At 61.8% G+C, this 21493-nt stretch carries 24 protein-coding genes; 14 read left to right on the plus strand and 10 right to left on the minus strand.

Annotated features, from left to right (window positions below; all coding sequences use genetic code 11):
* Window positions 1-150 precede the first annotated feature (150 nt).
* A complete protein-coding gene (locus FSY59_RS23960) occupies window positions 151-1551 on the plus strand; it encodes an aromatic ring-hydroxylating dioxygenase subunit alpha (protein ID WP_034379792.1) in 1401 nt (466 codons plus the stop codon).
* A gap of 42 nt (window positions 1552-1593) precedes the next feature.
* Window positions 1594-2130 (plus strand): 3-phenylpropionate/cinnamic acid dioxygenase subunit beta, encoded by a 537-nt coding sequence (locus tag FSY59_RS23965; RefSeq protein WP_122974431.1) that lies wholly within the window; start codon window positions 1594-1596, stop codon window positions 2128-2130.
* Between the two features lie 14 nt (window positions 2131-2144).
* Here the strand turns inward: FSY59_RS23965 and FSY59_RS23970 are convergent, their stop codons facing one another.
* On the minus strand, window positions 2145-2885 hold the full coding sequence (locus FSY59_RS23970) for a DUF2889 domain-containing protein (protein ID WP_034379728.1): 741 nt from the start codon (window positions 2883-2885) through the stop codon (window positions 2145-2147).
* A 91-nt stretch (window positions 2886-2976) separates the two neighbouring features.
* Here FSY59_RS23970 and FSY59_RS23975 point away from each other — a divergent pair, with 91 nt between their 5' ends.
* Complete coding sequence (locus FSY59_RS23975; RefSeq protein ID WP_229227510.1) at window positions 2977-3819, plus strand: SDR family NAD(P)-dependent oxidoreductase; 843 nt, start codon at window positions 2977-2979, stop codon at window positions 3817-3819.
* Window positions 3820-3961: 142 nt separating this feature from the next.
* Here FSY59_RS23975 and FSY59_RS23980 read toward each other — a convergent pair whose 3' ends face one another.
* Complete coding sequence (locus FSY59_RS23980) at window positions 3962-4333, minus strand: hypothetical protein (RefSeq protein WP_187427971.1); 372 nt, start codon at window positions 4331-4333, stop codon at window positions 3962-3964.
* Between the two features lie 276 nt (window positions 4334-4609).
* Between FSY59_RS23980 and FSY59_RS23985 the strand changes: the two genes are divergently transcribed.
* Window positions 4610-5389 carry a TetR/AcrR family transcriptional regulator gene (locus FSY59_RS23985; RefSeq protein ID WP_200879572.1) on the plus strand — a complete coding sequence of 260 codons (780 nt, stop codon included), beginning with the start codon at window positions 4610-4612 and terminating at the stop codon, window positions 5387-5389.
* Between the two features lie 218 nt (window positions 5390-5607).
* Here FSY59_RS23985 and FSY59_RS27450 read toward each other — a convergent pair whose 3' ends face one another.
* Entirely contained in the window at window positions 5608-5757 is a 150-nt protein-coding gene (locus FSY59_RS27450; RefSeq protein ID WP_158407685.1) for a hypothetical protein, read from the minus strand.
* Window positions 5758-6177: 420 nt separating this feature from the next.
* On the opposite strand from FSY59_RS27450, the gene FSY59_RS23990 reads away from it, so the two are divergent.
* From FSY59_RS23990 to FSY59_RS24035, 10 genes are all read left to right on the plus strand, one after another.
* Window positions 6178-7254, plus strand: a complete 1077-nt coding sequence (locus tag FSY59_RS23990) for an amidohydrolase family protein (protein WP_034379725.1) — start codon at window positions 6178-6180, stop codon at window positions 7252-7254.
* Window positions 7251-8096 (plus strand): fumarylacetoacetate hydrolase family protein, encoded by an 846-nt coding sequence (locus FSY59_RS23995; RefSeq protein ID WP_034379724.1) that lies wholly within the window; start codon window positions 7251-7253, stop codon window positions 8094-8096. Before FSY59_RS23990 ends, FSY59_RS23995 begins: the two co-directional genes overlap by 4 nt.
* A 21-nt stretch (window positions 8097-8117) precedes the next feature.
* Window positions 8118-9023, plus strand: a complete 906-nt coding sequence (locus tag FSY59_RS24000) for a 3-hydroxyacyl-CoA dehydrogenase (protein WP_034379723.1) — start codon at window positions 8118-8120, stop codon at window positions 9021-9023.
* Window positions 9020-10195 (plus strand): thiolase family protein, encoded by a 1176-nt coding sequence (locus FSY59_RS24005; RefSeq protein WP_034379722.1) that lies wholly within the window; start codon window positions 9020-9022, stop codon window positions 10193-10195. Before FSY59_RS24000 ends, FSY59_RS24005 begins: the two co-directional genes overlap by 4 nt.
* Before the next feature lie 2 nt (window positions 10196-10197).
* Window positions 10198-10725 (plus strand): carboxymuconolactone decarboxylase family protein, encoded by a 528-nt coding sequence (locus FSY59_RS24010; protein WP_187427972.1) that lies wholly within the window; start codon window positions 10198-10200, stop codon window positions 10723-10725.
* Window positions 10722-11270, plus strand: coding sequence for a glutathione peroxidase (locus FSY59_RS24015; protein WP_034379720.1), 549 nt, complete (start codon window positions 10722-10724; stop codon window positions 11268-11270). Before FSY59_RS24010 ends, FSY59_RS24015 begins: the two co-directional genes overlap by 4 nt.
* A 4-nt stretch (window positions 11271-11274) precedes the next feature.
* The gene (locus tag FSY59_RS24020; RefSeq protein ID WP_051962240.1) at window positions 11275-12453 is read left to right on the plus strand and encodes an MFS transporter; all 1179 of its coding nucleotides are present in this window, start codon (window positions 11275-11277) and stop codon (window positions 12451-12453) included.
* A gap of 65 nt (window positions 12454-12518) precedes the next feature.
* Window positions 12519-13100: a glutathione S-transferase family protein gene (locus FSY59_RS24025; RefSeq protein ID WP_080731574.1), complete on the plus strand. Its 582-nt coding sequence runs from the start codon at window positions 12519-12521 to the stop codon at window positions 13098-13100.
* Between the two features lie 60 nt (window positions 13101-13160).
* Window positions 13161-13937: an SDR family oxidoreductase gene (locus FSY59_RS24030; protein ID WP_051962239.1), complete on the plus strand. Its 777-nt coding sequence runs from the start codon at window positions 13161-13163 to the stop codon at window positions 13935-13937.
* A gap of 1 nt (window position 13938) precedes the next feature.
* Window positions 13939-14367, plus strand: coding sequence for a dihydroneopterin aldolase (locus tag FSY59_RS24035; protein ID WP_034379716.1), 429 nt, complete (start codon window positions 13939-13941; stop codon window positions 14365-14367).
* Here FSY59_RS24035 and FSY59_RS24040 read toward each other — a convergent pair.
* From FSY59_RS24040 to FSY59_RS24070, 7 genes are all read right to left on the minus strand, one after another.
* Window positions 14361-15578 (minus strand): MFS transporter, encoded by a 1218-nt coding sequence (locus FSY59_RS24040; RefSeq protein ID WP_255439729.1) that lies wholly within the window; start codon window positions 15576-15578, stop codon window positions 14361-14363. The genes FSY59_RS24035 and FSY59_RS24040 overlap by 7 nt on opposite strands.
* A 55-nt stretch (window positions 15579-15633) precedes the next feature.
* Window positions 15634-16470 (minus strand): SDR family NAD(P)-dependent oxidoreductase, encoded by an 837-nt coding sequence (locus FSY59_RS24045; RefSeq protein WP_051962237.1) that lies wholly within the window; start codon window positions 16468-16470, stop codon window positions 15634-15636.
* On the minus strand, window positions 16467-16892 hold the full coding sequence (locus FSY59_RS24050) for a nuclear transport factor 2 family protein (protein WP_187427973.1): 426 nt from the start codon (window positions 16890-16892) through the stop codon (window positions 16467-16469). Before FSY59_RS24050 ends, FSY59_RS24045 begins: the two co-directional genes overlap by 4 nt.
* 258 nt (window positions 16893-17150) lie before the next feature.
* Entirely contained in the window at window positions 17151-17501 is a 351-nt protein-coding gene (locus FSY59_RS24055; RefSeq protein WP_043374645.1) for a nuclear transport factor 2 family protein, read from the minus strand.
* 15 nt (window positions 17502-17516) lie between these two features.
* On the minus strand, window positions 17517-18548 hold the full coding sequence (locus FSY59_RS24060) for a hypothetical protein (RefSeq protein WP_034379712.1): 1032 nt from the start codon (window positions 18546-18548) through the stop codon (window positions 17517-17519).
* Between the two features lie 20 nt (window positions 18549-18568).
* Window positions 18569-19858 carry a cytochrome P450 gene (locus FSY59_RS24065; protein WP_034379710.1) on the minus strand — a complete coding sequence of 430 codons (1290 nt, stop codon included), beginning with the start codon at window positions 19856-19858 and terminating at the stop codon, window positions 18569-18571.
* Between the two features lie 42 nt (window positions 19859-19900).
* Window positions 19901-21478 (minus strand): NAD(P)/FAD-dependent oxidoreductase, encoded by a 1578-nt coding sequence (locus FSY59_RS24070; protein ID WP_034379709.1) that lies wholly within the window; start codon window positions 21476-21478, stop codon window positions 19901-19903.
* Window positions 21479-21493: the final 15 nt, after the last annotated feature.

Consider the following 21493-nt stretch of genomic DNA (forward strand, 5'->3'; position numbering starts at 1 on the left):
AGCATCGGGCTGAGTGGCATGCGTAAATCTGGTGTTAACCCTGGTTTGCGACTGTATTTGGGTAATTGGAATGGGCTTTATATGTACATAATTTGATAAGTTGTTTATATTTAATTTCAACAGCTGCCAGAACAGATGAAGGAGACGCGCATGCTAAGCCCTACCCCACTCACACTTTCCGATGGAACCAAAGTCATTGACCTAGTCAATGTGAACACACGGGAGGTGCAGATGCGCGCGCTCTCGGATCCAGAACTCTACGAGCTGGAGATGGAGCGGATCTTCGGCAAGGTCTGGGTCTTCCTTGGCCATGAGTCCGAAATTCCCAATTCGGGTGATTTCATCACTCGTGACATGGGATCCGACTCGGTGCTGGTTACCCGAGACAAGTCGGGCGAAGTCCATGTTCTGCTCAACCTGTGCACACACCGGGGCATGCGGGTTTCGACATTGGATGCTGGCAACACGCAGATCCACACCTGCATCTACCATGGCTGGGCTTTCCGTCCTAACGGTGCCTTTCTCGGCGCGCCGGTCGAAAAGGAGACGATGCACGGCAAGATGATGAGTAAGGAGCAACTGGGGCTGAAAAAGGCCCGGGTCACCTTGTATGGAGGGCTGATCTTTGCAACCTGGAACATAGATGGCCCATCGTTCGAGGAATTCCTTGGCGATGCCAAGTGGTACTACGACATCCTTTTCAAGCGCACCGACAAAGGTATGGAAGTGCTCGGGCCGCCGCAGCGCTTCACCGTGCGTGCTAACTGGAAGGCCGCAGGGGAGCAGTCTGCCGCCGACGGCTACCATACGCTGACCCTGCACCGCTGGCTTGGCGAAGTCGGCAACTATTCAAAGAAGGGCGAAGGGGAAGGCAGCGGTGGCGACCTGAGTCCAGAGATGTACGGGGTAGAAGTCAGTTCACCACATGGGCACGCGTTGCGATGCATCGACCTGGGCCGAAAAATTCGTCGCATGACAGGGCTTGATCCCGACGTGCTGAGCGTGGACGAAAAGCTCAATGCACTCCCGCCAGCGGGCATGACGAAAGAGATGGTCGAACAACTCAAGCGCAATCTCACTCCGGAACAACTGCAGGTGCAAACCAGTATGCCACCCCAGGTCGGCGGCATTTTCCCGAACGTGTTGTTCGGCTTTGTTTACATCCCGCAGGCCGATGGCTCCGTGGTGGGCTCGATGACTATGCATGCCTACGTGCCTAAGGGGCCCGATAAGTTGGAGTTCGTGAACTGGATTTTCACGGAAAAGGACGCCCCGCAGGAACTGCGCGACAAAATGCTCAGGCAAACGATCCAGTTGTTTGGCACGTCGGGCATGGTGGAGCAGGATGATTCCGACACCTGGCCGCATATGACCCTGGCCTCCAAAGGCGCACAGGGCAAGAAGATGACCCTGAAGTACCAGGCTGTCTATGAAACCGGGGCGCCCAAAGGCTGGCCTGGCCCCGGCATCGTCAATGAAGGCTTCACCAAGGACGACACGCAGTGGCACTGGTGGTTGTACTGGCGCCAACTCATGGGCGACGCTGTCTGACTCTTCTTTACAACTCGTTACCATTCAATATCGGAGAATCCCATGAGTGAAGCCCAAGGCGCCCTGGTGCCAATCGGATCGCCGGTTTACAACCAGATCCTTCAGTTCTTGTACGTCGAGGCGCGTTTGCTCGACGAAATCCGCCTCAAGGAATGGGGCGCCCTGCTAGCGCAAGACCTAATCTACTCCGCTCCCTTGAGGGAAACGAGGCCGGTCAATCAGCAGGCGGCATCGATAGTGCGCACCATGCAGCACTACCACGATGATTGGCGTTCTGTGATGGGGCGCATCGTGCGCCTGACCGGCACTAAGAGCGCCTGGGCGGAGGACCCGCCATCGCGCACACGGCGGCTTGTGACTAATGTCCTCGTCGAGGAGACGGACAAGCCCCATGAATACAGTGTGCGCAGCTATCTGCTGGTGACGCGTAGCCGGTTCAACTTCGATGAGTATGACCTCATCAGCGCGGAGCGCAGGGACGTTCTGCGGGCCGATGGCGAGGGGTTCAAGTTGGTCAAGCGCGAAATTCTGCTGGATCAGGCAGTGCTGGGTACGCCGAATCTTGCCATCTTCCTTTGACCCTCTTACTTACTTTAAGTCTTGAATGCGAGCCACTCTTGGTCATCGCGGCATAGCTGGCCTGATTGCCACGTGAAGTCCCAGGTAGAACCAACTTGGCGTAAAGCCAGAGAGGCTCTTCCTGGCTGCTGCGCGTAGCAGGCCCCGGTCGCTCTGGCATGGCGCTGTGCATCAAGTGGCTGATTTTTTCCCATGGAAATCACTGCGCATCGCCGCAACACCAGTGCAGCTTCAGCCATGTCTTCGGTCAGGTGGGTAAATGCCCAGCGCGCCATACCCTGGCGCAATCCGATCCCTTCATAGGGGAGGGGGCCTATGATGTCCAGGTCCTGAATATCCCAGGTCAGCAGCCGGATGCCGTCACGGTCAAGGGTCGCGCGTGTGCGCCCTTCGACTCTCAATGGCACTTCTATGTCATAGCTGCGTTGAGGCAGGGCGCGGGACGCGGCGGCCGCAGCCAAGCCGCTGAGCTCCAGCATATGGGTGCATTGCTCGCTGGAGTCGACTTGGCGCATCACGGTGTGGGCGCTTGTTGCAGGGGGTGTTCCGACCAGCAGTTGGAGTTGGACCGCTGCCGAAGGGCACAGGCTGTAAGGGTGACGAGGTGCGTCGCCACGCACGGAGGCGATAAGCCCATCCTGAACAACAAGTTCGACCCGGAAATGATGAAAATCATCCTCCAGTGCGGCCCGGCAGCGAAAGCCGGCTCCCACGGGTTCGGTTTTGATCAGAATGCGGCGTCGGAATACAGGCATGGGGACTTTCTTTATGGGACTCCACCGTCGGCTGGCAACGCGTGGAGCTCGATCTTTTCGGCTGACATTAAGTTCTTTAAAGTGTACGATAATGAACGATAAAAAGAATTTTGTTCAAAATAAAAGGAATTCAATGGGCTTGCTGAAAGACAAGGTGGCGCTGATCACCGGAGCCGGCGGTGGTATCGGACGCGGCATTGCACGCTGCTATGCGCGAGAAGGCGCTGCAGTATTGATTGCCGAACTTGATCCCGTGACCGGCGCCGAGGCCGAGGCCGAACTCCGGCAGATGGGCGCACGCGCCTTGTTCGTGCCTACCGATGTGCTCCGCAAGGAAAGCGTGGAAGCCGCCATTCAGGCTACTGCGGACAGCTTTGGCGGGCTCGACATTCTCATCAACAATGCCTTCGTCCCATCCGAGAACGTGTTGCTGGAGCACAAGACGGATGCGATGCTGGAGCGTACGCTGACGTCGACGGTCTGGGCATCCTGGTGGGCCATGCGCGCTGCCTTGCCGCATATGCGTGCGCGCGGCGGTGGGTGCATCATCAATTTCACGTCGATCGACGTGGATATCGGTGCCTGGCAGCATGCCGACTACAACACGGGAAAATCCGGTGTCGTCGGACTGACGCGCAGCGCGGCGGCCGAATGGGGCCGGTTTAACATCACTTGCAACGCCATTGCGCCGACAGCCATGGGAGCGACATTCCATAAACTGGCCGCTGAAATCCCCGGTTTCGCTGAGCGCTCGGCAGCCGCTCGGCCAATGGGGCGTTCTGGTGATCCGGAACTGGATATCGGACCCGTGGCCGTCTTTCTGGGCTCGGAGATGGCACGGTTCGTGACAGGAATCACCATGCACGTGGATGGTGGGCTGCATTTGCCGGGCTACAACTCGCGCCCGGCCCATGTGCCAGTGCGCGAATATTGAGGGGCCAGGAGGCTGGCTTCAGCGCTTAGTGACCTGCATACCGTTGGTTTCCTGATCCCACGTGGCCGGAGTGCAACCTTGGTCGGGCAGTTCATACTTCAGAACCCGCCTCTGGGGGGCATGGGAAGGCTGTCGCGGAATTCTATGTAGCGCGGCAGAGCGCAATATGGGACGGCGCGTCGATGGCCCAACGGAAGAGATCTTCGGGCGCCAGCGCCATGCCGTGGCGTAGCATGGCAGTCATCTTAACGTCGTCTTCCCCTCTTGTTGGACGGGACGGCGTGCGCGGCGACTTCGGCCAGGGCGGGGTGGCGAGCGAAGGCGGCCTCATCTCGAAGCTGGAAATGTTTTCGTCGCGTCTGTGCAGGAAATCTTTCCTGCGGTCAACGAAATAGAAGAAGCCTTGCTCGTCGAACTTGCCAATATCCCCCGTTTGCAGCCAGAGGTTGCGCATGATCTTCAGCGTGTCTTTCGGCCTGCCTTTGAGGCCGTACCGCCGCGATGCGTTCTGCATACGCGGCCTGGCAGACCACGAGCGCTGCACTGGAATCGGCAATCTGATGTTTGACTACCGCGCATTCGAGCGCTGCAATGATCATATTTGATTGACCGGGGGGTCACGTGTCGGGATTGCGGATTCTGGCCATGTAAAACTCTCCACGCCACACCGAATAATGCAAGAAATTTCATATGGAGATTTAGATTCTAAATGTAGATTTTTTATCGAGCGTGCGCGTAAACCCTTGGTCGCCTCTCCGCCAGCCGGATCTCTCACTGAACCTCAGAAAGCATGGAAATGACCCTCAAAAGAAAGAACAAACAAGTCGCAGTCGCACAGGAAACCGTTGGCAAGCCCCGTCGTAGGGCCGTGGATCGTGGCGTTGCAGCGCCTGTTGTGACGCGACCCCCCGAGACTCTCTCCGTGGTGGAGAAGAAGAGTCAGGTGGTTGCAGAGACGGGGGCGGTTGGCGTGCGCCGCGGGCGTAGCAATCGACGGTCCGAACAAACGATCGCGAACATCCTAATGGTCACCGAGAACATCGTGCTGCAATCTGGCGCTGAGCGGATCTCAATACTCGATGTCTGCCGAGAGGCTGGTATTGCTCGGGGAACGTTTTATCGCTATTTCGCGTCTCAGGATGAACTGCTGGATGCGTTTGCTCGTCATAAACGCGAGCAATTCCATATTTCGCTGGCAGAGGCCGTCCTGCCCTACCAAGATCCCGATGAGCGTTTCGCTGCGCTGATTCGCTATCTGGATCACTACCTGGAGCACGGCCGTGCGCGTCGGCTACTGGTCGCTGCACCAGAATATGCCTTCGGCTTCTTTCGTCGCATCTTCCACGATTCAGTGGTCAGGTTTCAGGATGTTCTGGGGATTGTTTTTGATAGCTGGGAGATGCGTTTTGGCATCAAGCTGGACCGAGAGCTTGTCTGTGAGCTTGTGATTCGTTATGTGCTCAGCGAACTGTTGGTGCCGGGCGATGCTGATCGCAAGACGCTGCCCCGGCGCATTGGACGGATGGTGGAATCCTTGGCTACGGGCGCGCCACCCCGCGCAAGACGGTGATTCGACCTGCGGCAGTGGCACTTGCCTGTCCTGGCGCGCGGGGCGGGCGCTTTTTATTGCAATGCGTGTGAACAATTGCCTCATCGGTATCTCGGGGGAGTGATTGAGTAGGGGGCTTGGTGAGCGGAAAAGGCTTTGTAGACCTCTGACCAGTCGGTGTTGACCAGGTGACGGCGAGTTGTCGGGAGAATGGCGCTTTCCTTCAAGGACATTTGCTCCTAGGCCGCACCGCTGAGGCGCGGGCCGGCGGCGGTGAATGTGACTGTGGCGTCTTCTGCATCTTCATCCACGTGCCGGGCCAGGGCGGTGGACAAGGCATCGATCAAGGTGTTTTCCAGCACATGCTTCTGTTCGAGTTTGTCCAGCACCGCGTTGTGCTCGCTCGTGCATAGCCTGAGCAAGCGAAAGGCGAATGCCTCTTCTTTGGGGTTGTGCAGTGTCGTCGGACATTAGCGCAGGTAGCCGATCATTTGCCACATCAGTGCCGCGTTGAGCATCGTGCCTTCGACACGCTGACGGTCTTCATTCCCAGAGGGGTGTTTTCCAAGGCGACGAGCAGATGTTTGTACACAAAGATCCCTATGCAAGACCGTCTTTAGGGGGTCAATCGCGGCTATGTCGCTACCTCAGTGCTTGCGATAACTTGAACAGAATTTCATTTTGTGATTAATATTGCGTTGATGCAGTGCAAGCGCATGCCGGATTTTCGACGGTTGTCACTGCTTCAATAGCACGCGAACGACATCTGCACGGGCCTTGAGGCCGTGCTTGAACCTGAAAGAATCACTATGCTGATCGACCTCCACGCCCATGCCCCGCTACCGGGGTACTACAACCAGCATCCGTTTTGGGGGCCGTTCTTTGAACGCCACCCGGATGGCGACGTCAAGCTTCGCGTTGGCCACTGGGTGCTGCGCCTGGGTTCGCCCGAACGCAAGGCCGCAGTCCGCGCTGGAAAAGGGCCGAGCGTCGAGGAATACATGGCCCGCTGGGCGGATCCGAAGAGCCGCCTCAATGGCATGGATGCCGCGGGGCAGAATGCGCAGGTGCTGTCGGTGCCTTCGCACTGCTACATGTACTGGGCCGATCCCGAGTTCTCGGTGCGCTTCGCCACCAAGGTCAACGACATCCTGGCCGACTACTGCTCGGCAGCGCCGGATCGCCTGATGTTCTGGGCTCATGCGCCGCTGAATGCGCCGCACGATGCGGCGAAGGAAATCCGCCGCGCCTGTACCGAGCTCGGCGCCAAGGGACTGGTCGCTGGCGGGGCGAACTTCGGCGGGCTGGAGGCGGATTCTCCGCAGCTTGATGTCGTCTGGAAAACGATGTGCGACCTCGATCTGCCGATCTTCATCCACGGCTACAACCAGTCGGTCACCTGGGGCATGCAGGCCGATCATGACCAGTACGAAACCACGGCCATCGTCGGCATGAACTACGACGAAACGCGCTTTTTCTGGTACCTGATCAATGGCGGCGTTCTGGATCGCTTCCCAAACCTCAAGGTCTACATCACCCATGGTGGCGGGTATATCCCGTACCAGCTCGGTCGCCTGGCTCAAACCAACCGCAATCTCGACGTCGCGTTCAACAAGAAGCCGGTCGAGGAGTATCTGAAGAACTTCTGGTTCGACGTGGAACTGCACGAGGTACCAATGCGCCAGGCGCTGGTCGACATCATCGGTGCCGATCGCGTTCTGTATGGCAGCAACTTCGGCGGCAGCGATGCCGTTCGCCACGATCTGACCGATGGCCTGCGGCTGTCGGACGACGATCTGCAGAAGATTCGCTGGAAGAATGCGTGCGAGCTGCTGCACCTGGATCCGGCCAAGCTGGGCAAGCCCGCAGTGAAGGCTGCCGCATGAAGTTCGCACGCTGCTCCGATGGCGGGGCGCCGTTTTGGGCGCTGGTGGATACCGAGCGCGGCGAGCTGCGCCCGATTGAGGGTGGAGTTCCTGATTGGGGGCCGGCAATCACGCGCGGAGAAGGGGCTTCCGCACTGCGGTTCAGCGGCGCGGCGCGGGCTATCGATTCGGTGAGGCTTTTGCCTCCGGTCGAAAAAACCAACCGGGTGGTGGTGGCTGGGGCCAACTATGCCAAACATCTTGCGGCCGACTTCGGCATCAAGAGCCATAACCAGCCCATTGCCTTCTTGAAGGCCTACGGCGCGCTCATCGGGGCCCACGATGCATTGCGCTATCCGCCCTTGACCCAGGAGCTGGACCACGAGGTGGAACTCGTGGCGGTGATCGGCGACGTGGTTAACCGCGGTGATCCGATCTCCAGCGTGCTGGGCTACACCGTGGGCAACGACGTGAGCTCACGCGATCTGCAGCGCAGTGGCCCCCCCGGTGTCGGAATGGATCTGTTTGCGGCCAAGAGCGGCGACCAGACCACGGGCCTCGGCCCCTGGATCGTGACGCGCGATGAATTTGCGCACGAGGGCAAGCTGTCGCTGCGTCTGCTGCTGCGCGTGAATGGGGAAATTCGCCAGGACGGCGACACGGCCGAGATGACCTGGGATGTCGCGGAGCTGGTGAAGTTCGTGGACGAGCGTTCGCGCTTCGAGAGCGGCGATGTCATGTTCACAGGCTCACCGGCTGGCACGGGGCAGGGTTCTGGCAAGTTTCTCAAGCCCGGTGATGTGGTGGAAGCCGAGATTCCGGGCATCGGTCTGCTGCGCAACATCGTCACGGTGGCCCAATAAGCAATCAGGGAGAGACAGTACATGAGCATTACGCAAAACAAAGTGGTCGTCGTCGGCGGCGGCCTGATGGGAACCGGCATCGCCCATGCCTTCGCCAGTTCCGGTTTCACCACCGTGCTGGTGGATAGCAACGAGGCCGCGGCCGCCAAGGCTCTCGCCGCCGTGGCCAAGATCTTGGACGACGGTGTTCGCCTAGGCAAGCTCGACGCGGCAGTGGCCGAGGCAGCGAAATCCAGGCTCACGACGCAAGCCGATCTCGCTGCCGCATCCGCGGGGGCCGCACTGCTGGTCGAGACCGTCACCGAGAACATCGCGGTGAAGAAGCAGGTGGTGTCCACGGCCGCGGCCCACATGCTGCCCGACGCCATCATCGCCACGAACACCTCCGCACTGAGCGTGACCGAGATTGCCACGGCCGTGCTCCAGCCTGAACGGGTGGTGGGCATGCACTTCTTCAACCCGGTGCACAAGATGAAGTTGGTCGAGCTGGTGCGCGGCATCGCCACCAGCGACGAGACCGTGGCAAAGACCCGTGAATACAGCGACGCGCTGGGCAAGATATCGATCACCGTCAACGAATCCCCAGGCCTGACCACCAGCCGAATGTCGGCCATGCTGGGCAACGAAGCGATGTGGATGCTGCAGGAGGGCGTGGCCACTGCCGAGGATATCGACACCGCGCTGCGCATGGGCTTCAACCATCCGATGGGCCCCCTGGAACTGGGTGACCTGACCGGATGGGATACCCGGCTGTCGGTGCTGCGTTACCTGCATTCGACACTGGGCGACAAGTTCCGTCCCTGTCCTCTGATCATCAAGATGGTGGCCTCCGGCCGCCATGGGCGCAAGACAGGTGCGGGGGTGTACCAGTACGACGTAAAAGGCCAGCGCATACCTGGCTCCGGTCTGAAAGCGAGCGTGCTGTGAGCCGCCCGGATGTAGTGATCGTCGGCGCGGTTCGCACGCCCGTCGGGAAATTCAAAGGCAGCCTGGCGTCCGTGCGCGCCGATCACCTGGGTGCCATCGTCCTGGACGAGCTCATCACCCGTTCGGGGCTTGAGCCAGAATTGGTGGATGACGTCATCTTCGGCTGCGTCACCCAGGTCGGCGAGCAGTCGGCCAATATCGCGCGCACGGCACTGCTGGGGGCCGGCTGGCCCTGCACGATTCCCGGCTTGACGATCGATCGTAAATGCGGCTCGGGGGAGGAGGCCGTTCACGTGGCTGTGGGCCTGATTGCTTTCGGGTCGGCCGAGGTGGTCGTGGCGGGCGGTGCCGAGAACATGAGCCGGGTGCCCATGGGCAGCAACCGAAGCATCCATGGGGAAGCCTTTGGCTGGATGGTCGCTGAGCGCTATGAAATGACGAGCCAGGGTGAAGCGGCCGAGCGCCTGTGCGACCAATGGGAGTTGAGCCGCGACGACCTCGATGCGTTTGCTGCGGAAAGCCATCGGCGCGCTTGCGCGGCTGCCTCGGCCGGTCATTTCGAGAGAGAAATCGTGCCGGTGCCGGTGATGCAGGTGCGCGAGAAGAGCGTGGAGGGCGAGGCGCACTTGTTCTGCGTGGACGAAACGATCCGCCCCGGTACAGCCGTCGAAAAGCTGGCGACCCTCAAAACCAGCTTCCGAACGGATGGGCGCCTGACTGCCGGGAACTCCTCGCAGATATCCGATGGGGCGGCGGGTCTACTGCTAATGTCCTCTGCCAAGGCCCGGTCGCTGGGCCTTAAGCCCCGCGCGCGCATTCTCGCTATGACCACGGTGGGTTCCGATCCCACTCTGATGCTGACCGGGCCGATCGCAGCCACTCGCAAAGTGCTGGCGCAGGCAGGACTCACCTTGGACGACATCGACCTCTTCGAGATCAACGAGGCGTTTGCTTCGGTTCCACTGGTCTGGATGAAAGAGCTGGGCGTGTCTTCCGAGCGTTTGAACGTCAATGGCGGTGCCATCGCGCTGGGGCATCCCTTGGGGGCGAGCGGAGCGCGCATCATGACGACGATGCTGCACGAACTGGAGCGCCGAGGCGGACGTTACGCGCTGCAGGCGATCTGCTGCGCCGGCGGCATGGGTACTGCCACCCTTATCGAGCGGCTGTGACCATGGCGCGCCTGCCGCTGGTGCCGCTGGCCGATTTTCCTGAGCCGCTGGATCAGGCCGTGCGGCGGGGCGTCGAGACACGCATGCTCAGTTCCACCGTGCCGGTGCAGGTCTGGGCCCACCGGCCACAGGCCGCGCTGGCATGGCTGGCGCTGCTGGACCAGTTCCACAACCATGGCGTGCTGGACGGGCGGCTGCGGGAACTGGTGCGGCTGCGCATCGCCAGCATCACCCAATGCCAAGCCTGCCAATTGGCACGCAAAAGCGATCGTGTGGACGCGCAGGACCTTGAGGCCCTGAACTGCCAACGGATCGATAGCGACCACTTCGCGCCTGCCGAGCGCGCCGCGTTGGCATATGCCGAGCTGTTCGCGACCGATGCGCATGCCGTTGGAGAAGGGCACTTCGTTGCGCTGGCAGAGCATTTTTCGACCGCTGAGACCGTTGAACTGCAGATGTTCTGCGCTTTGATGCTGGCGGGCGGGCGCATGACCTTGGTCCAACAAGCCTATCAGGAGGTATCACCTTGAGCACATCGATCTTCGACATTCCCCTTCAGACCCTGAATGGCTCCGATACGAGCCTCGCTCCCTTCAAGGGACAGGTGATGCTGGTCGTCAACGTGGCGTCCCAATGCGGGCTGACGCCGCAGTATTCCGGCCTGCAGTCCCTATATGACCGCTTTCGTGACCGTGGCCTGCACGTGCTGGGATTTCCCTGTAACGATTTCGCGGGCCAGGAGCCGGGAAGCGAGGACGAGATCCGTGACTTCTGCGACACCAACTACCGCGTGAGCTTTCCGCTTTTTGCCAAGTTGCGGATCAACAGTGAGCCCAGGCACCCGCTCTATGCCGCTCTTATCGCTGCGCAGCCACATGCTGTGGCGTCCGGCGACCCGCGGCTGCGCGACACATTGTCCAAGCATCAACTGCTGCCCACGGCAGAGGCCGACGTAATGTGGAATTTCGAGAAATTCCTGATTGGCCGTGACGGCGCCGTGGTAGTCCGCTTCGCTCCCGACATCGCCCCCGAAGATGCTCGACTGATCGCGGCTGTCGAGGATGCCCTTGGTTGATCCCATGGCACGCAGAGGGAGTTCCAGTTTCGGATGGACGCTGCTGACGCTGGTCGCTGCGCAGGTCGGATTGCATGGCTGCCTCAATGGCATGCGCATGACCGTCCCTCTGCTGGCAGTGAGCGAAGCGCAGGGGCCGGCCGTGATCGGGTTGCTGATGGCTCTGTTTGCCGCCTTCCCCTTTGTGCTTGCCATTCCTGCAGGGCGTCTGGTGGATCGCCGGGGGTACCACCTGGGCACGCGCATCGGTGCCTTGCTGGCGTTGGCGGGGGCCGCTCTTGCCGCTTCAGCGTCCCATGCCTGGGCTCTGGGAAGTGCTGCAGCCCTGGTGGGGGCGGGCTCCGCTGTAGGCATGATCTCACTGCAGCGCACGGCAGGCCGGCTGGCCCAGGGCGAGGCGGAACGCCTGCGGATCTTCAGTTGGGTGGCACTCGCGCCGTCTATCGCAACTTTCATTGGACCAGTCCTGGCGGGCATGTTGATCGACCATGTGAGCTACCGCGCGGCTTTCGTCGGACTGGCGCTGCTGCCTCTCGGGACGCTGCTCGCCACCACACGGGTCCCAGCCGAGGCGCCTCGGGCGCCTGCGAGACGGACTGAGGCTCCCCCGAAAGCTTGGAATCTGCTGGGTGATCGCGATCTTCGGCGGCTGTTCTTTATCAATTGGCTGATTGCCGTCTGTTGGGATGCCCACGCTTTTGCCTTGCCGATTCTGGGCCATGAGCGGGGCTTGAGCGCATCGGCTATCGGCACTGTACTGGCCAGCTACGCCGTTACCTCAGCGGTCGTGCGGCTGGTGATCCCCCTTCTGGCGGAGCGCCTCCAACCCCGGTGGGTGATGACCGGTGCGCTGGCCTTGACGGCATCGGTTTTCCTGCTCTATCCCTGGTTGGACAGCGTGTGGGCCATGGCGGCCTGCGCCGGCACCATAGGCCTGGGATTGGGGGCCATCCAGCCCGCGGTCATGTCCAGCCTGCACACCTTTGCACCGCCGGAGCGTCAGGGAGAGGCTCTTGGGCTGCGGTCCACCGTCATCCATTTCTCCACATTGGTCATGCCTTTGGGTTTTGGCGCCGCCGGCGCCGCGCTGGGTGTCGCCCCGGTGTTCTGGATGACCGGTGCGGCGCTCTCTGTAGGTGCCTGGGCGGCTTTCGGGTTGCCGGCCCAGGCCAGGCACCACTGAAAAAAGGGCGATGACGCTGTCTTGTTCAGGCGCCGATCACTTTACCTATCTCGCTACAAGGACACATGATGCTGAAGCTTTACCACGCACCAGGCTCCAATTCGGCGCGCATTCTGTGGCTGCTGGAGGAGTTGGGCACGGAGCGGGAGGTCGTGGTGGTGAAATACCCCCGCAACGATGGCAGCGAAGCTGATCCGCGCAATCCGCATCCGCATGGGTTCACGCCCGCGCTGGAGCACGATGGCCATTTGGTGTCCGAGACGGCAGCCATTGCGCTTTACCTGACCGATCTACATCCCGAGGCCGAAGTGGGTGTGCCGGGGGGGCATGCATTGCGCGGAGCCTATCTCACCTGGCTCTTCTATCAGGTGGGGTTGACTGAGCCCCTGGTCTACATGGAGGGGAAGGGCCTGCTGGCGCAGGATCCCGCGATGTGCGGCCTGAATCAATCCATGATGCAGCACATCCGGCACACGCTGGCGCGCGGCCCCTACCTGCTCGGCCAGCGTTTCACCGCTGCGGACATCCTGTTCATGAGCTTGTTCGAGACGGCACGTCCCCTTCTGGGCGGCTGCCCGATCATCGACGCCTATCTGGTTCGTGCTGATCGCCCAGCGCGGCGCCGGGCCTTGGCGCTGGATTGCTGAGCTGCGGTACGGCGGCCTGCCGCTTTTCTATCTGGTATTTTTTGTCGAGAGCCTGAACCGATGCCCCGTTCTGTTGTGCTTGTTACCGGCGGTGCTCGCCGCATTGGACGCGTGATCGCGCTTGATCTGGCTGCGGCTGGATGGAACGTGGCGATCACCTACCGGCACTCGTCGGAAGAAGCGCAGGACACGCTCGGGGAACTGCGCCGCGGCGAAGGACAAGCGGAAGCACTCTACGCCGACTTGAGCGATGAGGCCGGTTGCCAAGCGCTGGTGCCAGAGGTGGTGAGACGGTTCGGCCGCATCGATGCTGTGGTGAACAATGCATCCGTTTTTGAGTACGACAACGCTGAGACCTGCGGATTGGCGGCGATGGAACTGCACTGGAAGGCCAACACCGCGCCCGCCATCTTACTGGCGCAGGCCTTGTACCAGCATCTGCAGAATACCGGGAGGACAGGGTGTGTGGTGAATCTGCTCGATCAGAAGCTGTGGAACCCAAACCCTGACTATTTTTCCTACACCCTATCCAAGGCGGCGTTGGAAGCCGCCACAAAGATGTTGGCCATGGCGATGGCGCCGCGCCTGCGCGTAGGAGGAGTGGCCCCGGGGCTTGCCCTGCTGTCTGGACCGATGAGCGAGCAGGAGTTCGAGTTGGGCCGGCGGCTCAATCCATTGGGGCGAAGCTCCTCGCCGGAGGATATCGCCGACGCGGTGCGTTTCCTGCTGACGTTTCCGGCTTCGACTGGCTCCACCATCCTTGTCGACGGAGGCCAGCATCTGACTCGCCAGCCGCGCGACGTGATGTTCCTGGCGCGCGAGATGGGAGTCCGATGAAATGTCCGATGCCTTTCTGACTCCTGCATTGGCGCGGTGTCGCCGCCTTTTCCTGCGCAACCATGTGGTGGACATCAACATTGGAGCGCATGCCTTCGAGCAGGGGCATCCGCAGCGTGTGCGCATCAATGTGGATCTGTACGTTCCCCTGGTGTGCAGTACTCCGGTGGATGACGATCTGAGGGAGGTGGTGGATTACGATTTCGTGCGTGAAGTGGTTCGGGAGCGCGTGAGCCGCGGGCATATCCAGTTGCAGGAGACGCTGGCGGATGATCTGCTGCGCACGCTGCTCGCCCATCCTCAGGTACTTGCAGCTCGCGTCTCGACCGAGAAACCCGATGTTTACCCCGACTGCGAGGCGGTCGGCGTGGAAGTATTTGGATTCAAGGATGGCGTGTCCGCCGACGCCCTTGTTCCCCGGCCTCACTGATGGGCAGGTTCGTCCAAGCTGGCGCCACGGGTCCACAGCAGTAGGAGCAGGCTGGCGACCGCTGAGACCGCCAGGGATGCACCTACCGAGGTGTGTTCTGCGACGACGCCCCAAAAGATAGCCCCTGTTGCGCTGCCGCCCATGATGCTCATCTGATAGATCGCCATGCCCCTGGCGCGCAAGGCGGCCGGCAAAGCCAATTGCGCGCACATGGTGAGTGTGTTGGCCACACACAGCCAGACCGCGCCCGACAGGGCGAGTGCTGGCGCGAGGGTCCACGCGCTGGGCGCCCAGACAGCGCCCAGGGTTGCCAGTGTGTGTAGCCACACGCCCGCATCGACGATCCGGTTGCGCGCTGCCAGGGCGGGGAGGCGGGGGAGAGCCATGGCGGCGAGCACGGCCCCCGCGCCCATGGCGGCCAGCAGGGCGGTGTAGGTGGTTTCGTTGGCGCCGATGTCCTTGGCGACCAGAGGCAACAAGGCAACCAGCGCCACGGCCTGGGCGAAGAACACGAAAGCGCGGAACAGCACCGCCCGCAGTATGGGAGAGGTTCGGGCATGGCCCACGCCGTCGCGTATGGCCTGAAGCAAGCGAGTGCGTTCGGCGGGGGGCGCGTGAGGGGCAATGGGCGCGCGCCAGATCAGCACGCCGGCCAATATGGACAGTACGGCGTTGAGCGCGAACACCATCGCCGTTCCCTGCCAGGCCAGGACGATGCCCGCGACGACCGGACCCAGTACTCGTGTCAGATTGATGGCCAAGGCATTGAGGGTCAAGGCCGAGGCCAGCAGGTGCCGCTCCACCAGATCCGGCACCAGGGCCGAAAACACCGGGAACCGGAACGCCAGTCCGGCACCGTTGAGCAGGCACAGCAGCAGGAGCGTTCGCGGGGCCAGGGCATCGGTGGCCGCCAGGATCGCGAGCACGGCCGCCACTACGGCGATCCAGGCTTGCGCCACGGCCAGAAAGCGCCGGCGATTGAGCAGGTCGGCCAGAGCACCGCTGGCCAAGCCCAGCACAAACAGCGGCAGGGTGCCGGCCGTCTGCACCCAGGCCACCCATGCAGGACTATCGGTGAGCTGGGCCATGCGCCATGCGGCAGTCACCTCGTGCATCCACATGGTCATGTTGCCGGACAGCCAAGCCAACCACAAGTATCGAAAGCCGGCTCCTCGGAAAGGTGCGAGCAGCGAATCGGGAGCGTGTGGCATCAGGCCGGGGCAGCCACGGTCCTGTGCAGGACGCAACGTGAGAGTTTCATGCGGTTCAGAGGGACTTCGGCTTGCGAGCCATGTCGACGAGATCGGCCATGGTTGGGTTGTGGGCCAGCATCCCGCCGTCGGCGATGTACGTCTGCCCGTTGATGTAGCGCGCCTCGCCCGAAGCCAGGAAGCACACCAGCGCGGCGATATCCTCGGGCTCGCCGAACTCAGGCACCAGCAGGTGGCGCTGCATCACGTCGATCACGCTTGCTGCCGCGCCCCGCGTGCCAGGCGTCAGCACTAGGCCAGGTGCGACGGCATTGCAGCGCACGCCCTGGGCGCCGTGGTGCGTGGCAATCTGGCGGGTCAGTCCGATGATGGCCGCCTTCGACACGCTGTAGGCCATGCGCGTGATGTCGCCCGCGAAACCGCCGGTCGACGCGGTGTTCACGATCGCCCCGCCGCCTTGGGCAATCATCGTCGGCAATGCATACTTGCAGCCAGCCAGGTAGCCGCGCAAGTTCACGGCCATGATCTGATCCCAGACCTCGAACTCGATGTCGATGGCATTCCTGTCTTTGGCGTGAATGGCCGGAGAACTCAGTGCAGCGTTGTTGTGCAGCACATCCAGGCGCCCGAACCGGTGAATCGTGTCCTGGATGAGCCGCTCGATGCTGCGCACGTCCGCAGCGTCGAACACCTGTGCATTGGCCTGGGAGCCCAGCTCCGAGGCCAGTGCCGCGGCCCGTTCGGCGTTGACGTCGGCCACGACTACGGTGGCGCCTTCGGCGACGAGGCGACGACAGGTGGCTTCGCCGATGCCGGAAGCACCGCCCGTGACGATGGCGACCTGGTCCTTGAAGCGGCCTTCATGCGGGCCGGGGAGCGACGGCTTGGTCATGGTGTGTCCTGTGGTTGCGTGGGGGCGAAGCCGCGGAACTGCTCCAGGCTCACGCTGGCGTCCTGCGGAGGCTTGAGGAAGTAGCGTACTTGGAGGCTGCCAGGGCCGAACCGGTAGGTCTCTATGCTTTCGATCACCTGGTTCGTGCCAACGATGCAATTGCGGTGGTGCACGGCGGCCTCGCAGCCATTGATGATGGTGCTGACGACTTCCAGCCGAAATTGGTGGTTGTGCTTGTCGTACATCTCTTCGATGACGAGCCAGCCGTCGGCCTGCTCCGTCCGACCTACGTATTCGATGTCCAGCAGGTCGGGAGCCGCCTCGCGGTACAGCGCTAGCAGGCCGGCCTTGTCGTGGTTGTTCCAGCAGCGAACCTGGCCGCTCATGAAGCGCTCGATCTGTTCTGAAGGGATCTGATGCATGGTGGTTTGTCTCTGTGGTGGCGGGACTCATGTCGGCAACCCATGGAAACAGGATGGGGCCGCAATGAGTTTCGGGATCTGCAGTTTCGGCAGAGTGTTTTCGCTACAGGCTCAGCGGGTAACCGTCACGCGCAGCCAACGGTCTGCCTCGCACGGGCTCAAGTACCGGCTTTGGAGTTGCTCGTTCAGCGATGGTGGCAGAGCTGCGGAGCGCGTTTGCCAATGCTTTCGGTCGGGCGCAGGGCATCTTTTGCTGCTTCACGGCTGGTGAATGAAATAGCGTACGGTCAGTCGGCCATTGTCGAAGTGGTACAGCTCAATGGTCTCGATGGCCAGCGAATTGCCTCGCACCTTGTTCCTGTTGTGGCATGCGACCTCGCTCCCATTGATGATCAGTGCCACTTCTTCGATCTCGATCTTGGAGTTTTGCTGTGCCCACATGCCCTCCAGGATCGTCCAGCCCTCGGCCGCAGGACCTCGACCGACATACTCGATCTGCAGGCCCTCGGGCGCTACCGAACGGTAGGCCGCGAAGAAGCCTTCCTTGTCGCCGGCGTTCCACGCTCGCACCTGGGCGTGCAGGAAGTGTTCGATGGTGGTTTTGTCCATGTCAGGGTCTCCAGTTCAGATTTCGGTGCCACGGACGTTGCGTGCCGTGCCATTGCGCTTGTCGCTTTCGCCCCAGGCCATCCAGCGGTCGGGCTCGCGCGTATCGCCCACCCGGCGCCAGCGCCCTTCCTGCTGGGCCGTGACGGGAAAGCCGCCTACGAAGTCGAGCATCCGGCCTTTGGGATCGGGCAGGAACTCCCACTCCTCCTTGCCTTCCAGCACGATGCGCGCGTCCTCGGCAAACCAGCCGTCCTTTTCGTGGCGCACCTTGCCTTCGATATCCGTGGTGCAGCGAACTTCGCCTTTTTCGTTCTGGACAATGGCGTAGCCCAGCTTGTCGTGGCCGACCAGAAAAGAGCCGACATCCCAGGTGCCGTCCTTGTAGATCGTGGCAAAGTTCCACCAGATGACGTGCATCTTGTTGTTGACCACCAAGTCCTTGTGCATGTGGATGGAGCCGCCTTCGGCCATCCAGGCCTGGTCTAGCGAGATCATGCCCTTGACGCTTCTGCCTTCGCAGGTGCCCTGCACGTCGTAGATCTGTGCGACGTAGAAGGTACCCCAATCCACCCCAGGCAGGTACCACTGCATGCCATTGCCGATGAGCCGGCCGGTAAGGTCGAACAAACCCTCTTCCTGCCAACTGAACCCGGTGCCGGAGGCGGTCAGCCGCCAAGGTTGCCCGGGATCCTCCGGATGGCTGGACCACCAGGCAGTGTCGCCGTCGAGTCCGCGTGCGGGAAACATGGTGAGTGCCCTCGGGGCGATCTTTTCCTTGTCGATGCGGATGTTCTGGCCGTCCAGACGGGTGCTCTGGAAGATGAACTTGGTGGGGTTGGGCGTGCTGCCCGGCGCATTGAGGGCGCGCACCACCGAGTAAATGTGGCCCTCATCGTCGCGCACACTGCCAAAGGGCATGTGCTTGGTGAGTTTGAGACCGAAGTGGTCACGCAGGTCGGCCAGCTTGGCGCCGCTGACCTTTTGCGGGCTGACCAAGCATTGGTAGCCGAAGTCGGCGCGTGCGGGAACCGTGTCGAAGTTTCGCATGATCGGATGGCTCTTTGTGATCAATCCCAGATGACGTGCACGTTTTTGGCGCCGCGCAGGTGAGCGCCTTCGATGAGCGGTGCGGGTTGCTCGGGGTCAAGCCGAACGTTGGGCATGAGGTCCAGAATCCCGTTGATCGCACAGTTCAATTCGAGCTTGGCCACGAACTGGCCAATGCACATGTGCGGGCCGAAGCCAAAGCCGAACGACGGCTTCTGGCGGCGATCAATGTCGAACACGTCGGGATTCTCGAAGGCGCTTTCGTCACGGTTGGCCGATGCGACCATGCACTGGACGAAGGAGCCTTTGGGGATCGTCACGTCACCGATCTGTACGTCTGCGGAGGTCTCGCGAACCTTGAACGTGGAGGAGGGCTCGAAACGCACGGCTTCGTCGATCAGCTTGGGCACCAGATTGCGGTCGTTGCGCACGCGGTCCAGCAGGCCGGGAATGGTCAGCAGGAACGTCATCGCCGCACTGAAGGTTCGCGTGGTGGTCTCGCCGGCAGCGGGCAGCAGCGAGCGGGCGAAGGTCGCGACCTCGTGATCGTCGAGCTTGTGGCCCTCGTATTCGGCGTTCATCAGGCGGGTGATCAGGTCATCGCCCGTGGCACCCTCGGCGCGGCGCCGCTTGACCTGCTCCATGAGTGCGTCGTACAGGCTCTTGACCGCAATGGCGGCGATCCGGCGACCTTCCTCGGCCTTGGCCTTGTCAAGCTGGTTCGCCGCCAGCATCGACAGTGCCCAGACCGCGTATTGGTTGTACTGGTCGGGGTTGTCTTCCGGAAAGCCCACGAGGGCATACATGGCACGCACCGGAAAGTTCAAGCCCATTTCCATGAGGTCGGCTTTCTTGTTGGGCAGCAAAGGCGTGATGAAATCCTCACGCACGACCCGATCGATCTTCGGGCGCCACTTGTTGACGTTCTCGGGCATGAAGGCCGGCTGCAGCAGGGCGCGCACCTTGCGGTGGGCCTCGCCGTCCATGCCCAGGATCATCAGACCGTCCCACACCTTGCCCATGCCTTCGAGGATGAATCCGCTGGTGAATGTATTGGCGTCCTTGAGCACGTTCATCACGTCCTGGTACTGGAACACTGCATAGGTCGGCCGGGTCTGCAGCCCGGCATTGGTCGGAACCCCGAGGAACTTGGCGATGAAGTCGCCTTCATAGACGCGCGTGGTCTTGCGCATCTCGCGGCAAGCGGCATAGAGGTCGTCCGTCTTGCCGCGGTAGAGGTCGGACACGCTGGCATAGGCCGCTTCGAGCTTCTGGGCGTTCTCGGTGGTGGTTTTGGGCGTGGTATTCATGGAGCGTCTCCTTGAGGGATGGATATGGGATGGTGGATAGACTTACTTCAGATAGCGTTTCACGCGGCCAGCGGCTATGCGGCCCGGCAGCCCATTGATGCCGCCGCCGGGATGGATGCCGGCGCCGCCGAAGAACAGCCCCTTCACCGGCAACGTGTCGCCGCCCAGCCCGAAGGCCGGCCGCATGAGCCCCGTGCGCGAGGCTCCCGTGTCGATGTGCACCACGCAGCCGTTGGGAACATTCAGCCGGCTGGCGAAGTCGGGTGCCGCTTCAGCGCGGCGGCCAATCTCCTGTGCCTTGAGCCCAGGCAGGTACGCGTCCGTTTGGTCGATGACCATTTGTGTCACCGGGGCACGGATGGCATCCCATCCTTCGCGTGGTTCGAGGGGCATGGCGATCGGATACAAGTAGGCGATGTCCTGGCCCTCGGGGGCCTGCGTAGGATCCACGGCGCTCGGTGCCGTGGCCCACAGATAGGGCAGTCGGGAAACTTCGCCGCGCGCTGCGCATTTGAAGTTGTCGAGCACTGCTTCCACGGTGCCGATCAGCAGCACGCTCTTGCGAAGACTCAGCCCGTCTGCGCGCAAGGCTTCGTGACGGCTGGCGCGAACCTGGCCGCGGAGCGCGACGTCGATCTTCATGGGCGAGCCGCCGTGGGCATTGGCTGGCGCCAGATCGACCCGCGTCAGGTAGCGGCGTTCTATGGCGCCAGGTGTCACCATATTCAGGGCCACCTTGGGGTGCACCGCCGCGATAACACTGCGTGATTCGAGCACTTCGCCGCTGGCAAGCCGGACGCCCTGGGTTCGCCCGTCACGGGCCATGATCTCGGCGGCCGGAGCGTTGAGCCGGATCTCGCCCCCCAGTTCCGTCAGGCGGGCCGCCAGGGCGTCAGACAGAGTCTGCATGCCTCCCACGGCACGGCCCAGGCCGAAGCGCTGGATGAAACCCAGCAGCGCGAAATAAACACCGGTACCCTCGCCTGTGATGGGTCCGGCGGCACCCAACAGGCAGCACAGGGCGGATTGCGTGACCGGGTGCTCGAACCGTTCCATGATGGAGGTATAAGCGGGGCTTTTCATCAAGCCCATCAGTTCTGGCCTGAGGTGCCGGTTCTTGATCAGTACCTTGAGTGCCTGCCATTTCGCTCCCAGGTTCATCTGCGCGGGATCCACCCGCATCATGGGAATCGCCAGGTCGATGAAGGTGTTTACCAGTTGCATGAGGGCCAGGAACTCCGCGGCGTCCGCCGCGCTGAAACGGCGGATCTCAGCGGCGGTCTGCTCCGCGCTGCGGCCGAATACGAGTGAGTTGCCATCCGGATGCAGATAGACATAGCCAGGCTCCATTTCGGTCTGGCGAAAGCCGTGGCGCTCCAGTTGGAGCTCCTGCGGCATCATGGGGTGCACTCGCAAAGACATCAGATCGAGGGCGCAGGGGTGCACCAGATGATTCGGGGCTTCGGGTATTAGATAGCCGGAGGAGGCCATGCCGCCGACCTTGCCGAGGGATTCGACGACGATGACCTTGCGGCCCTCTGCGGCGAGATAGCAGCCGCTGGCCAGCCCGTTGTGGCCTGCGCCGATGACGATGGCGTCATAGAGAGGTGTGGTGCTCATACAGATTCCTGGAGA

Source organism: Comamonas sp. Z3 (assembly GCF_008121565.1).
Taxonomy (GTDB): domain Bacteria; phylum Pseudomonadota; class Gammaproteobacteria; order Burkholderiales; family Burkholderiaceae_C; genus Comamonas; species Comamonas brasiliensis.